This window comes from Streptomyces sp. B21-083 (assembly GCF_036898825.1).
GTDB lineage: Bacteria > Actinomycetota > Actinomycetes > Streptomycetales > Streptomycetaceae > Streptomyces.
Window position 1 is genome coordinate 4,741,479 of the sequence record NZ_JARUND010000002.1, and the last position, 13,860, is coordinate 4,755,338.

Below are 13,860 nucleotides of genomic sequence, written 5' to 3' on the forward strand. Positions count from 1 at the left end.
CCGCCTACCGTTTGGCCGCCGGGGCCCCCGGGACTCCCTTGGGCGCCGGCGCCGGGCGGGCCGCCAGGAAGGTCTTCCAGCCCTGCTTCGGGGCCTCACCCACTTCGAGCGTGCGCAGCTTCTCCAGAGTCTGCGGATCCTGCGCGTCCAGCCAGTCGGCGAGCTGGCGGAATGAGACGCAGCGGACGTCCGCCTTCGTGCAGACGCGTTCGATGACCTCCTGGACGGCACGCATGTAGACGCCGCCGTTCCAGGACTCGAAGTGGTTGCCGATGAGCAGAGGGGCGCGATTGCCGTCGTGGGCACGCTCGAAACCCTTGAGGAGGCCGTCGCGGTACTGGTCGCCCCAGTACTCGTGCCGGCCCTCGTCACCCGCGCGGGCACCGGACTGGTTCATGTAGAAGTTGTAGTCCATGGTCAGCGTCTCGAAGCGGCGACCGGGGACCGGGACGAGCTGCATGGACAGGTCCCACAGCCCCTTTTTCTTGGCGGGCCAGAGCTGTTCGTTGACACCGCTCGTGTCGTAGCGGAAGCCCAGTTCGCGGGCCGCGCTCGTGAAGTTCTTCTGCCCTTCCAGACAGGGCGTGCGGGCGCCGACGAGTTCCTTCTCGTAGTCGAAGGGCAGCGGGGACGCCTTCTTCATGCCCGTGGTGGTCTTCCAGGACTTCACGAAACGTTTCGCCTGAGTGATCTCGTCCTTCCAGTCCTCCACCGACCACTCGCCGACTCCGCCGCTGCCGCAGAAGTGGCCGTTGAAGTGGGTGCCGATCTCGCTGCCCTCCAGCCAGGCGAGCCGCAGCTGCTTCACGGTGTCGGCGATGCCCTGCTCGTCGTTGAAGCCGATGTCGGAGCGGCCCGGCGAGTGCTGGGGCGGCCGGTAGAGGTCGCGCTTGCCCTCCGGGAGCATGTACACACCGCTCAGGAAGTACGTCATCGCCGCCTTGTTGGCCTTGGCCACCTTGCGGAAGCGGGAGAACAGCCGCTGGCTGTCCTCACCCGCGCCGTCCCACGAGAAGACGACGAACTGCGGCGGCTTCTGGCCGGGCTTGAGGCGCTCGGGCCTGGGCTGGTAGGGCTGGGCTCCGGTGTACGCGGTGGAGCCGTCTCCGATCAGCCGGACCGCACTCCGGGGTGCGGCGGCCGGTGCCGCTTTCTTCGCGCCGTGCGTGTCCTCCTTGGTCCCGGAGGAGCCGGGATTTCCCGCGCCGCAGCCGGCGAGTGACGCGGCACAGGCCGCGACGGCCATGACGCCTGCGGCGATCCTTTTGGTGACGGCCATGTCCGCCCACCTCTTCCTTCGTTCGGGCCGGCGCTTTCGGGCGCGGCGCCGTCAAGGTCGCACGGGACCAAGAAGGAATTAGTACGACAAGCCGATGAAAAGTTCAGTTCATCAACCAGAGTGATTGATTAACCCATTTGCCTCGAAAATATATACACGCCCTTTACCGTGCATTACGATCCATTTACTGAGCGTTGAAATATCCCGCCGTTTGCACGCCGTGACCCACGGCCGCGACCCGACCCCCGCCATCGGCGGGGGACCACCTGTTCCGCGACCGCGCTGCCCCGGAGGAGACGGGAAACATGTCTGCCTGCGTCCCCACTCGCGCCCCCGACCCGACTCGGACAAAGCGCATGCACCAGCCGCCCCACAGCCCCCCACAGCCGCCGACTCCGCCCCGGCGCTTCCGCGTCGCGGGCGCCGATGTGTCGGCCTCGATCGCGGTCTTCCTGATCGCCCTGCCCCTGTCCCTGGGGATCGCCCTGGCCACCGGCGCCCCGCTCCAGGCCGGCCTCGTCGCCGCCGCCGTCGGCGGACTCGTCGCCGGACGGCTGGGCGGCTCCCCGCTCCAGGTGAGCGGCCCCGCCGCCGGACTCACCGTCGTCACCGCCGAACTCATCCAGCGGTACGGATGGCGTACGACCTGCGCCATCACCGTCCTCGCGGGGTTCGCCCAACTCGGCCTCGGCTGTCTGCGCGTGGCCCGCACGGCGCTCGCCGTCAGCCCCGCCGTCGTCCACGGCATGCTCGCCGGAATCGGCGTGACCATCGCCGTCGCCCAGCTGCACATCGTCCTCGGGGGCACGCCGACGAGCTCGGTCCTCGACAACATCCGGGCGCTGCCCGCCCAGTTGGTCGGCCTGCGGCCCGCCGCCGTGTCGATGAGCCTGCTGACCCTGGCCCTGCTGCTGGCCTGGCCACGGATTCCCGGCCGGGCGGGGAGCGTTCTGCGCAAGGTGCCGGCCGCGCTCGTCGCCGTCAGCGGCGCCACACTCACCGCCGCGCTCGCCGGGCTGAGCCTGCCCAAGGTCGACCTGCCGTCCTGGCGCAGCCACGCGCTGGCCGGGCTGCCCGAGGGTCCCGTGCTCGGCGTCGCCGCCGCCGTGCTCACCGTCACGCTGGTGTGCAGCGTGCAGTCGCTGCTCGGCGCGGTCGCCGTGGACAAGCTGGTGGCCTCCCGGCCCGAACTGCTGGCCTCCGGGCGGTCGGGGTCCTCGGCCCGCATCGGCCGCTCCGACCTGAACCGTGAACTGCTCGGTCAGGGCGCCGCGAACGTCGTGTCCGGGGTGCTCGGCGGGCTGCCGGTCGCGGGTGTGGCAGTGCGGAGTTCGGCGAATGTCCAAGCTGGTGCCGTGAGCCGGAACTCCACGATGCTGCACGGCGTTTTCGTAGTAGTCGCCGCGCTGCTGATGGTTCCGATCCTGGAGCTGATCCCGCTCGCCTCACTCGCCGCCCTGGTGATGGCCGTCGGCATCCAGATGGTGTCCCTGCACCACATTCGCACGGTGACCCGCCACCGCGAGGTCCTGGTCTACGCGGTGACAACCGTGGGCGTCGTCGTCTTCGGCGTCCTCGAAGGAGTGATTCTGGGCGTCGCGGTCGCCGTCGCCGTCGCCCTGAACCGCCTCGCCCGCACCCGGATCACCTACGAACAGAGAGCTGAGGAGAGGGGAGGAGTCCATTACGTACATGTACGGGGACAGTTGACGTTCCTCGCGGTCCCCCGGCTCAGCCGGACCCTGCACCTCGTACCTCACGGGGCCGACGCCGTCGTGGAGTTGGACGGGTCGTTCATGGACCACGCGGCATACGAATCGTTGCAACACTGGCAGAGCACGCACACCGCACAGGGCGGCACCGTCGAGGTGACCGGCCGGGCGGGGACACGTATCGCGGAGCCCGCGGACGACTCCGGCTGCCGTTGCCGGCCCTGGACGCCCTGGCGCAACCATCAGTGCGAGGGCCCGGAGTCCGGCCAGGGGCCCGGGGAGATGGGCATGGGGTTCGGTGGGGCGAGCGGTTTCTCCGGCGCGACGGAGTCGGCCGGGTCCGCGGGGTCGGTCGGTGCCGTCGAGCCGAGCGGACATCAACTGGCGCGCGGCATCAGCGCGTTCCAGCGGAACACCGCACCGCTGGTGCGCGGTGAGCTGGCCAGGCTGGCGCGTGAGGGGCAGCAGCCCTCCCAGCTGTTCCTGACATGCGCCGACTCGCGCCTCGTCACGTCGATGATCACCTCCAGTGGTCCCGGCGACCTGTTCGTCGTACGGAACGTCGGCAACCTGGTGCCGCTGCCCGGCGGCGAGAGCGGGGACGACTCGGTGTCGGCCGCGATCGAGTACGCGGTGGACGTGCTGAAGGTGCGCTCCATCACGGTGTGCGGGCACTCCGGGTGCGGGGCCATGCAGGCACTGCTGACCATGGAGCCGGACGGCACGCGGACGCCGCTCAGGCGGTGGCTGCGCCACGGGCTGCCGAGCCTGGAGCGGATGGCCGCGACGGATCAGCCCTGGACCCGCCTCGCCGGGCGAACGCCCGCCGACGCGGTCGAGCAACTCTGCCTGACCAACGTGGTCCAGCAGCTGGAGCATCTCCGGGCGCAGGAGTCGGTGGCGCGGGCGATGCGGGAAGGTGCGCTGGAACTGCACGGAATGTATTTCCACGTGGGTGAGGCGCAGGCATATCTGCTCACCGGGGAGGCCGACGAGGACAAGGTGTTCGATCATGTGCGGGCGGGCGGACTGTCCGCCTGAGGGAGGGGGAAGGGGGACTGACGGGTGAACCGGGCGGCCATCACGTACGTGACCTTGGTTGTCCCCCTCACCGAGAGGTGTGCCGACGGAATCGGTCGACCTGAAGGACCGAAGACCTAAAGGTCTAAACCAATTTTCCGTCGGCCCTTGTCAGCGGGCCCCCCGGTCTGATGAGCTGTGGCCTGGGACACAACGGACACCCTGGGAAAGGGAGATGTCGTGAGCAACGAAAGCCTGGCCAACCTGCTCAAGGAAGAGCGCAGGTTCGCGCCACCCGCCGAGCTGGCCGCAGCTGCCAACGTCACGGCGGAGGCGTACGAACAGGCCAAGGCTGACCGGCTCGGCTTCTGGGCCGCGCAGGCCCGCCGGCTGACCTGGGCCACCGAGCCGACCGAGACGCTGGACTGGTCGAACCCGCCGTTCGCCAAGTGGTTCAAGGACGGCAGCCTCAACGTCGCGTACAACTGCGTCGACCGGCACGTCGAGGCGGGAAACGGCGACCGGGTCGCCATTCACTTCGAGGGGGAGCCCGGTGACAGCCGGGCGATCACCTACGCCGAGCTCAAGGACGAGGTCTCCAAGGCCGCAAACGCCCTGCTGGAGCTGGGAGTCGAGAAGGGCGACCGGGTCGCCGTCTACATGCCGATGATCCCGGAGACGGCGATCGCGATGCTCGCCTGCGCCCGTATCGGCGCCGCGCACAGTGTCGTCTTCGGCGGGTTCTCCGCGGACGCGCTCGCCACCCGCATCCAGGACGCGGACGCCAAGGTCGTCATCACCACCGACGGCGGCTACCGGCGCGGCAAACCGTCCGCGCTCAAGCCGGCCGTCGACGCCGCCGTCGAGCGCGTCGACAACGTGGAGCATGTGCTCGTCGTCCGCCGTACCGGGCAGGACGTCGAGTGGCACGACGGGCGGGACGTGTGGTGGCACGAGATCGTCGAGCGACAGAGCACCGAACACACGCCCGAGGCGTTCGAGGCCGAGCAGCCGCTGTTCATCCTCTACACCTCGGGTACGACGGGTAAGCCCAAGGGCATCCTGCACACCTCCGGCGGCTACCTCACCCAGACCGCCTACACCCACCACGCCGTCTTCGACCTCAAGCCGGAGACCGACGTCTACTGGTGCACGGCCGACGTCGGCTGGGTCACCGGGCACTCGTACATCGTCTACGGGCCGCTGGCCAACGGCGCGACCCAGGTCATGTACGAGGGGACGCCGGACACCCCCCACCAGGGGCGCTTCTGGGAGATCATCCAGAAGTACGGGGTGACGATCCTCTACACGGCGCCGACCGCGATCCGTACGTTCATGAAGTGGGGCGACGACATCCCCGCCAAGTTCGACCTCTCCTCCCTCCGGGTGCTGGGGTCGGTGGGCGAGCCGATCAACCCCGAGGCGTGGATCTGGTACCGCAAGCACATCGGCGGCGACGCGACGCCCATCGTCGACACCTGGTGGCAGACCGAGACCGGCGCCATGATGATCTCCCCGCTGCCCGGTGTGACCGAGACCAAGCCGGGGTCCGCGCAGCGGGCGCTGCCCGGGATCTCAGCGACCGTCGTCGACGACGAGGCACGCGAGGTGCCCGACGGAGGTGGCGGCTACCTCGTCCTCACCGAGCCGTGGCCGTCCATGCTGCGCACCATCTGGGGCGACGACCAGCGGTTCCTCGACACCTACTGGTCCCGTTTCGAAGGTAAGTACTTCGCGGGTGACGGCGCGAAGAAGGACGACGACGGCGACATCTGGCTGCTCGGGCGCGTGGACGACGTCATGCTCGTCTCCGGGCACAACATCTCGACGACGGAGGTCGAGTCGGCGCTGGTGTCCCACCCCTCGGTCGCCGAGGCCGCCGTCGTGGGCGCCGCCGACGAGACGACCGGGCAGGCCATCGTCGCCTTCGTCATCCTGCGCGGCACCGCCTCCGAGACCGACGGCCTCGTCGCCGAACTGCGCAACCACGTCGGTGACGTCCTCGGCCCGATCGCCAAGCCCAAGCGCATCCTGCCGGTGCAGGAACTGCCCAAGACCCGCTCCGGCAAGATCATGCGCCGCCTGCTCCGCGATGTCGCCGAGAACCGGGAACTGGGTGACGTGACCACCCTGACCGACTCCACCGTCATGGACCTCATCCAGACGAAGCTGCCTGCGGCGGGCAGCGAAGACTGAGCAAGGACTGAGCGAGGAGCAGAAAAGGACAGGAGGGTTTCCTCCGGGCGGTAGATCCCCCGCACCTTGGGTAGGCTGAAGATCGCGTCAACAACGCGACAAGATCCGCGAGGATCACCAAGGTGCGCCGGGAAGTCTGGTCGGCATGTGTTCTGTGCTGCCCACCGACCGGAGGTCTCCCCGTGGCCACCCCCCGCACCGCCACCCGCAAGCTCCTCGACCGGCTCTCGCTGCCCGAGCGGACGTACGTCGCGGAGGCCCTGCGGACCGAGACCGTCGGTGGGGTGCTGCTGCTCGTCGCCGCGATCGCCGCGCTGATCTGGGCGAACAGCCCGATCAAGGACACCTACGAGGCGGTCCTCGACCTTCATGTGGGGCCCGCCGCCCTCGGGCTCGACCTCTCCCTCCAGCACTGGGCCGCCGACGGACTGCTCGCGGTCTTCTTCTTCGTCGCCGGTATCGAACTCAAGCGCGAACTCGTGGCCGGGGATCTGCGCGACCCGAGGGCCGCCGCACTGCCCGTCGTCGCCGCCCTGTGCGGAATGGCCGTACCGGCGCTCGTCTACACCCTCACCAACGTCACCGGTGGCGGTTCGCTCGCCGGCTGGGCCGTGCCCACGGCCACCGACATCGCCTTCGCACTCGCCGTGCTCGCCGTCATCGGTACGTCCCTGCCCAGTGCCCTGCGCGCGTTCCTGCTCACGCTCGCCGTCGTCGACGACCTCTTCGCCATCCTGATCATCGCGGTCTTCTTCACCGACGAGCTGAACTTCGCCGCGCTGGGCGGCGCGCTCGTCGGCCTCGCCGTCTTCTGGGTGCTGCTGCGCAAGGGCGTACGCGGGTGGTACGTGTACGTCCCGCTCGCGCTGGTCATCTGGGGGCTGATGTACAACAGCGGCATCCACGCCACCATCGCCGGTGTCTCGATGGGCCTGATGCTGCGATGCACGACCCGCACCGAGGACGGGGAGAAGTGGTCGCCCGGCGAGCACGTCGAGCATCTGGTGCGGCCCCTGTCGGCCGGCCTCGCCGTACCGTTGTTCGCCCTGTTCAGCGCGGGTGTCTCGGTGTCCGGCGGGGTGCTGAAGGACGTGTTCGCGCAGCCCGAGACGCTCGGGGTCGTGCTCGGGCTCGTCGTCGGGAAGACGGTCGGGATCTTCGGGGGGACCTGGCTGACGGCCCGTTTCACCCGCGCCTCGCTCAGCGACGACCTCGCCTGGGCCGACGTCTTCGCCGTCGCCTCGCTCGCCGGGATCGGGTTCACCGTCTCGCTGCTGATCGGTGAACTCGCGTTCGACGGCGACCCCGCGCTCACCGACGAGGTCAAGGCCGCCGTCCTGACCGGCTCGCTCATCGCCGCGCTCGCCGCGACCGTGCTGCTGAAGGTACGGAACGCCAGATACCGCAGGCTCTGCGAAGCGGAGGAGCGCGACGACGACCTCGACGGCATCCCCGACATCTATGAGGACCACGATCCGGCGTACCACCTGCGCATGGCCGACATCTACGAGGGGAAGGCGGCAGAACACCGGCGCATCGCCGGGCTCAGGGCCGCCGAACGGGAGGCCGCCGAGCGGGACCGGCTTGCCGAAGTGGCGGGCGGGGCGGGCGACGAGGGTGACGGTCCGGCATGATCTGACACGTAGACGTCAGACACATGGTCAGGTGCGTACGCCAGGCGCGTACGTTCAGACAGTTGAGCAAGACGACCAAGACAACAGGGAGATCTCGATGAGCGCACCCGACGGCAGCCCGGTCGGCGCCGAACGCAGCATCGGCCAGTTGTTCGCCTCGGCGACGACCGAGATGTCCGCGCTGGTGCACGACGAGATCGCACTGGCGAAAGCCCAGCTCAAGCAGGATGTGAAGCGCGGCGCGACGAGCGGTGGCGCGTTCACGGTGGCCGGCGCCGTACTGCTGTTCTCCCTGCCGATGCTCAACTTCGCGCTGGCGTACGCCATCCGGACCTGGAGCGACTGGAACCTCGCGGTCTGCTTCCTGCTGTCGTTCGCCGCGAACGTCCTCGTCGCCCTCCTCCTGGTGCTGGTCGGCGTCGTCTTCGCGAAGAAGGCCAAGAAGAGCAAGGGCCCGCAGAAGGTCGCCGCGTCCATGAAGGAGACGGCGGGCGTCCTCCAGAAGGCCAAGCCGCACCCCCGGCCCGTCCCGGTGAGTGACGCGGTCGAGGTTGTGGCACGCTCGTCCTCATGACGGACCCCGCCACACCCCCGGCGCCCCCCTCATCGACGCAGCCCGCCTCGGCCGTACGGCTCGACCTTCCCGGCGGGCGCGAGGTGATCCACCGGGATGTCGCCGCGAACGGCGCCCGGTTCCACATCGCCGAGCTGGGCGACGGGCCGCTGGTGATGCTCGTGCACGGGTTCCCGCAGTTCTGGTGGACCTGGCGGCACCAGCTCGCCGCCCTCGCCGACGCCGGTTTCCGGGCCGTCGCCATGGACCTGCGGGGCGTGGGCGGCAGCGACCGTACGCCCCGGGGTTACGACCCCGCGAACCTCGCCCTCGACATCACGGGCGTCGTACGGTCCCTGGGCGAGCCCGATGCCGCGCTGGTCGGGCACGACCTGGGCGGATACCTGGCGTGGACGGCCGCGGTGATGCGCCCCAAGCTGGTCCGGCGGCTCGTGGTGTCCTCCATGCCCCACCCCCGGCGCTGGCGCTCGGCGATGCTCTCCGACGTCAAGCAGACGGCCGCCGGTTCCTACATCTGGGGGTTCCAGCGGCCCTGGCTCCCGGAGCGGCAGCTCGTCGCGGACGACGGGGCACTCGTCGCCCGGCTGATCCGGGACTGGTCGGGGCCGCGGCTGCCGGACGACGAGGCGGTGGAGGCGTACCGCGCGGCCATGTGCATCCCGTCCACCGCGCACTGTGCGATCGAGCCGTACCGCTGGATGGTCCGCTCGATGGCGCGTCCGGACGGCATCCAGTTCAACCGGCGCATGAAGCGGCCGGTGCGGGTGCCGACGCTGCATCTGCACGGTTCACTCGATCCGGTGCTGCGCACACGCAGCGCGGCCGGCTCCGGGGAGTACGTCGAAGCACCGTACCGCTGGCGCCTGTTCGACGGACTGGGGCACTTCCCGCACGAGGAGGATCCGGTCGCCTTCTCGACGGAACTGGTGAACTGGCTGAAGGACCCCGAACCTGACCGGTGAGCAGACCGGTGACCCGACCCGTAATCGGACGGATGATCGGACCGAACGACCGGACCGGTGACCGTGTCGGCACGGCCGGTATCCGGGAACGGGAACAGCTGTACTACGAACGGCCAATTGCCCGGCGCATAGGCCAATTCGGGGCCCGTGGGGCGGTTATCGACCTTGGGGCAGGGGCAGACGTCGGGGTATGGGCTGGACGCACGACTACAGTGACGCACCACGCAATCGCCGCTCGGGCCACGGCCTGAGCTCCCACCAAGGAGGTTCCCCGCACCTCGCGGGGACGGACCTGAGGGTGGGAATCCCGCGCATCCTGCGCCGCCGGGCCCGTTGGGTTTCGGTGCGCCTGCGCCATCCCCGCCCCTGAACCCGGTACCTCCGTACCCGGCTCAGAGCGCGCAGCTGTCGCTGTCCACCTGCTGGTTGGCGGTACGCCCCTCGGCGATGTCCTGCTGGATCTCATCCGCCGTGAGCGCGTAACCGGTGTCCGGGTCGTCGAGGGACTTCGCGAAGACCACGCCGTACACCTTGCCGTCGGGCGTGAGCAGCGGGCCGCCGGAGTTGCCCTGGCGGACGGTCGCGTACAGGGAGTAGACATCGCGGCGGACCGTGCCGCGGTGGTAGATGTCCGGGCCGCTGGCCGTGATGCGACCACGCACGCGCGCGGGACGGACGTCGTACGACCCGTTCTCCGGGAAGCCGGCGACGATCGCGCTCTTTCCGCTGTTCGCGTCCTCGGTCGAGAACTGCAGCGCGGGCGCTCGCAGATCGGGTACGTCGAGGACGGCGATGTCGCGCTCCCAGTCGTAGAGGACGACCGTCGCGTCGTACTTCCTGCCCTTGCCGCCTATCTGGACGGTGGGCTCGTCGACGCCGCCGACCACGTGCGCGTTGGTCATCACGCGCCGCCGGCCGAAGACGAAGCCGCTGCCCTCCAGGACCTTGCCGCAGCTCTGGGCGGTGCCCATGACCTTGACGATGGAACGCTGGGCGTCGACGGCGACCGCGCTGTTGGCGAGCGCGGGGTCGGGCGGGTCGACGTCCTTGATGGGCTCGTCGGAGAACGGGCTGAAGACCTGTGGGAAGCCGTTCTGCGCGAGGACCGAGGTGAAGTCCTTGAACCAGCTGTCGGCGTCGGAGGGCAGTACCTCCTGCACCCCGGCCAGCACCTTGGAGCCGCGGACCTCCTTGCCCACCGTGGGCATCGTGGTCTGCGCGAGGGCGGCGCCGATCAGCCAGGCGACCAGGAGCATCGCGACGACGTTGACGAGGGCCCCGCCGGTCGCGTCGAGGGCGCGGGCGGGCGACCAGGTGATGAATCGGCGCAGCTTGTTGCCGAGGTGGGTGGTCAGGGCCTGGCCGACGGACGCGCAGACGATCACGATGACGACCGCGACGACGGCGGCGGTCGTGTTCACCTCGGCCTCGTCGGTCACGCCGTCCCAGACGACGGGCAGCAGATAGACGGCGACGAGACCGCCGCCGAGGAAGCCGATCACCGACAGGATGCCGACGACGAACCCCTGGCGGTAGCCCACGATCGCGAACCACACGGCGGCGACCAGCAACAAGATGTCCAGCACGTTCACGAGGGCCACCCTGTCACGCGCGCCAGTCGAGCGGGACCTGCTTGTTTCTGTCCCAGGGACGCTCCCAGCCCGCGTAGTGCAGCAGACGGTCGATCACCCCGGCCGTGAAGCCCCACACGAGGGCCGATTCGACCATAAATGCCGGACCCCTGTAGCCACTTGGGTGCATGGCGGTCGCACGGTTGGCCGGATTCGTGAGATCCGACACGGGGACCGTGAAGACCCGGGCCGTCTCGTTCGGGTCGACGACCCCGACCGGCGTCGGCTCGCGCCACCAGCCCAGCACGGGCGTGACGACGAAGCCGCTCACCGGGATGTAGAGCTTGGGCAGTACGCCGAAGAGCTGGACCCCGGAAGGATCGAGCCCGGTCTCCTCCTCGGCCTCGCGCAACGCGGCCCGCAACGGGCCGTCGCCCTGCGGATCACCGTCCTCGGGATCGAGGGCGCCGCCGGGGAAGGACGGCTGACCGGCGTGGGAGCGCAGCGAACTGGCCCGCTCCATGAGCAGCAGCTCGGGCGCGACTTCGCCGTCTCCGACGCCTTCACCGGTGACGCCGTCCTCATCGCCGACCCTGTCCCCGCCGTCTCCGGTCTTTCTGTCGCCCTCCCCGAAGAGGATCAGTACGGCGGACTGACGGCCCGCGCCGTCCTCGGGCGGCAGGAAGCGGCTCAGCTGAAGCGGCTCGACCGTCTCGACGGCGTGCACCACCGGATCGAGCCAGCCGGGCAGGCCCACCTTGCTGAGCGTCGCCTCGCCCCGTCGTGTGTTGCTCGCGCGCGTCACCGCCACCCCCGTTCTGCTGCTTTCAACGCCTGCGGCTGCCCCGTTGGTTCCGCCGATGCCACCTGGCTCCCAGGCGGCACCGCGGGCCTCATCCGGCCCCCAGCGGCGGCGCCGGGATGCCGCCCGCGTCGAGGTACGCCTGCGGCGGGTTCAGCCGCTGGCCGGGGAAGCCGCCCTTCTCGTACTTCAGGAGCTTCTGGGCCTTCTCCGGGTCCGTCTCGCCCTCCCCGTACGCCGGGCAGAGCGGGGCGAGCGGGCAGGCGCCGCAGGCGGGCTTGCGGGCGTGGCAGATACGGCGGCCATGGAAGATCACGTGATGCGAGAGCATCGTCCAGTCGCTCTTGGGGAAGAGCGCGCCGACGGCCGCCTCGATCTTGTCCGGGTCCTTCTCCGCCGTCCACTGCCAGCGGTGCACGAGCCGCTGGAAGTGCGTGTCCACGGTGATTCCGGGGCGCCCGAAGGCGTTGCCGAGTACGACGAAGGCGGTCTTACGGCCCACACCTGGGAGTTTGACGAGGTCTTCGAGCCGGCCGGGCACCTCGCCGCCGAACTCCTCCGACAGGGCCTTCGACAGCCCTATGACGGACCTGGTCTTGGCCCGGAAGAAGCCGGTCGGGCGCAGGATCTCCTCGACCTCCTCGGGGTTGGCGACGGCCAGGTCCTCGGGGGTGGGGTACTTGGCGAAGAGGGCGGGGGTGGTCTGGTTGACCCGCAGGTCGGTGGTCTGGGCCGACAGGACCGTGGCGACGAGGAGTTGGAAGGAGTTCTCGAAGTCCAGCTCGGGGTGGGCATACGGATAGACCTCGGCGAGCTCCCGGTCGATCCGGCGAGCACGCCGGACGAGAGCGGTGCGTGACTCATCGCGGGGCGGCGGCTTCGGGGCGGCGGTCTTGGAAGCGGCGGCCCTGGAGACAGGCTTCGTGGTGACCGGCTTCGCGGGCGCGGCTCTCTTCACCGGCGCGGCTTCCCACACCGGTCCAGCCGGTCCCGTCGATCCCGCAGACCCCTCCTCCAGGGCCCCGTTCGCGGTCGTCCCAGCCCGCTCGGTCGCCCCGGTCACCTTCTTGGCGGCTTTCTCCACCGACATCACCTCTGCCGCTTTCTACGCATTCCGGCCCCCACCCGTACCCTGTTCGCCCACAGCGGAATCGCACCCTGCGGCCACCCGCTCAGCCCCCTCGGCCTGTGCTCCCACCGGCGATTTGGACACCCGGCCAGCCTAGAGCCCGGCACTGACATCCGCCCCGGACCCTGGAGATCGGCGCCCAATTGGCCCCCTGCCACACTGGTGGGGACACCCGTGCGGCATCCTTGTGACAGATCACACTGTTTGGACCGTCCGGCAAGATGGGGAACACGGTCCCCGTTAACCGGGGAGCAAGATCCCCTGAGCAGGTCGACAAGGAGAGAACTCGTGGACGACGTTCTGCGGCGCGCCCCGCTCTTCGCGGCGCTCGATGACGAGCAGGCCGCGGAGCTCCGCGCCTCCATGAGTGAGGTGACCCTCGCGCGCGGTGACGCCCTTTTTCACGAGGGCGACCCGGGTGACCGGCTCTACGTGGTCACCGAGGGCAAGGTCAAGCTTCACCGCACGTCCCCGGACGGGCGCGAGAACATGCTGGCCGTCCTCGGCCCCGGTGAGCTGATCGGCGAGCTGTCGCTGTTCGACCCGGGCCCGCGCACCGCCACGGCCACCGCACTGACCGAGGTCAAGCTGCTCGGCCTCGGCCACGGCGACCTCCAGCCCTGGCTGAACGCCCGCCCCGAGGTGGCTGCCGCGCTCCTGCGCGCCGTCGCCCGGCGCCTGCGCAAGACCAACGACCAGATGTCCGACCTGGTCTTCTCCGACGTGCCGGGCCGTGTCGCGCGTGCCCTGCTCGACCTCTCGCGCCGCTTCGGCGTGCAGTCGGAGGAGGGCATCCACGTCGTGCACGATCTGACGCAGGAGGAGCTGGCACAGCTCGTCGGCGCCTCCCGCGAGACGGTCAACAAGGCGCTCGCCGACTTCGCCGGCCGCGGCTGGCTGCGCCTGGAGGCGCGCGCCGTGATCCTGCTGGACGTGGAGCGGCTGGCGAAGCGTTCGCGTTAGCCGGGAGCCGTCCGTACG

11 protein-coding genes are annotated in these 13,860 nt (G+C 69.8%); 7 read left to right on the plus strand and 4 right to left on the minus strand.

What is annotated here, in order from left to right; translation table 11 throughout:
* Nucleotides 1-4: 4 nt before the first annotated feature.
* Nucleotides 5-1,279, minus strand: a complete 1,275-nt coding sequence (locus QA861_RS45305) for a polysaccharide deacetylase family protein (protein ID WP_334594784.1) — start codon at nt 1,277-1,279, stop codon at nt 5-7.
* A gap of 305 nt (nt 1,280-1,584) precedes the next feature.
* Between QA861_RS45305 and QA861_RS45310 the strand changes: the two genes are divergently transcribed.
* From QA861_RS45310 to QA861_RS45335, 6 genes are all read left to right on the plus strand, one after another.
* Nucleotides 1,585-4,032: a SulP family inorganic anion transporter gene (locus QA861_RS45310; protein ID WP_334594785.1), complete on the plus strand. Its 2,448-nt coding sequence runs from the start codon at nt 1,585-1,587 to the stop codon at nt 4,030-4,032.
* 177 nt (nt 4,033-4,209) lie between these two features.
* A complete protein-coding gene (gene acs / locus QA861_RS45315; RefSeq protein WP_334594786.1) occupies nt 4,210-6,207 on the plus strand; it encodes an acetate--CoA ligase in 1,998 nt (665 codons plus the stop codon).
* Between the two features lie 182 nt (nt 6,208-6,389).
* The gene (nhaA, locus tag QA861_RS45320; protein ID WP_334594787.1) at nt 6,390-7,841 is read left to right on the plus strand and encodes a Na+/H+ antiporter NhaA; all 1,452 of its coding nucleotides are present in this window, start codon (nt 6,390-6,392) and stop codon (nt 7,839-7,841) included.
* A 97-nt stretch (nt 7,842-7,938) separates the two neighbouring features.
* Nucleotides 7,939-8,415, plus strand: a complete 477-nt coding sequence (locus QA861_RS45325; protein ID WP_334594788.1) for a phage holin family protein — start codon at nt 7,939-7,941, stop codon at nt 8,413-8,415.
* Nucleotides 8,412-9,377, plus strand: a complete 966-nt coding sequence (locus tag QA861_RS45330; protein ID WP_334594789.1) for an alpha/beta fold hydrolase — start codon at nt 8,412-8,414, stop codon at nt 9,375-9,377. Before QA861_RS45325 ends, QA861_RS45330 begins: the two co-directional genes overlap by 4 nt.
* 190 nt (nt 9,378-9,567) lie before the next feature.
* Nucleotides 9,568-9,747 carry a hypothetical protein gene (locus QA861_RS45335; RefSeq protein ID WP_319092701.1) on the plus strand — a complete coding sequence of 60 codons (180 nt, stop codon included), beginning with the start codon at nt 9,568-9,570 and terminating at the stop codon, nt 9,745-9,747.
* Nucleotides 9,748-9,769: 22 nt separating this feature from the next.
* Here QA861_RS45335 and QA861_RS45340 read toward each other — a convergent pair whose 3' ends face one another.
* The 3 genes from QA861_RS45340 to nth all read right to left on the minus strand — a co-directional run bounded on the left by QA861_RS45340 (nt 9,770) and on the right by nth (nt 12,768).
* The gene (locus tag QA861_RS45340; protein ID WP_334594790.1) at nt 9,770-10,969 is read right to left on the minus strand and encodes a MarP family serine protease; all 1,200 of its coding nucleotides are present in this window, start codon (nt 10,967-10,969) and stop codon (nt 9,770-9,772) included.
* A 13-nt stretch (nt 10,970-10,982) separates the two neighbouring features.
* On the minus strand, nt 10,983-11,753 hold the full coding sequence (locus QA861_RS45345; protein ID WP_334594791.1) for an NUDIX hydrolase: 771 nt from the start codon (nt 11,751-11,753) through the stop codon (nt 10,983-10,985).
* Nucleotides 11,754-11,841: 88 nt separating this feature from the next.
* Entirely contained in the window at nt 11,842-12,768 is a 927-nt protein-coding gene (gene nth / locus QA861_RS45350) for an endonuclease III (protein WP_443041698.1), read from the minus strand.
* A 399-nt stretch (nt 12,769-13,167) separates the two neighbouring features.
* Between nth and QA861_RS45355 the strand changes: the two genes are divergently transcribed.
* Complete coding sequence (locus QA861_RS45355) at nt 13,168-13,842, plus strand: Crp/Fnr family transcriptional regulator (protein WP_006382668.1); 675 nt, start codon at nt 13,168-13,170, stop codon at nt 13,840-13,842.
* Nucleotides 13,843-13,860 lie beyond the last annotated feature (18 nt).

Coding starts and splice junctions, on each gene's coding strand:
- QA861_RS45305 (WP_334594784.1), bottom strand. CDS start 1,279: ATGGCCGTCACCAAAAGGATCGCCGCAGGCGTCATGGCCGTCGCGGCC.
- QA861_RS45310 (WP_334594785.1), top strand. CDS start 1,585: ATGTCTGCCTGCGTCCCCACTCGCGCCCCCGACCCGACTCGGACAAAG.
- QA861_RS45325 (WP_334594788.1), top strand. CDS start 7,939: ATGAGCGCACCCGACGGCAGCCCGGTCGGCGCCGAACGCAGCATCGGC.
- QA861_RS45330 (WP_334594789.1), top strand. CDS start 8,412: ATGACGGACCCCGCCACACCCCCGGCGCCCCCCTCATCGACGCAGCCC.
- QA861_RS45335 (WP_319092701.1), top strand. CDS start 9,568: ATGGGCTGGACGCACGACTACAGTGACGCACCACGCAATCGCCGCTCG.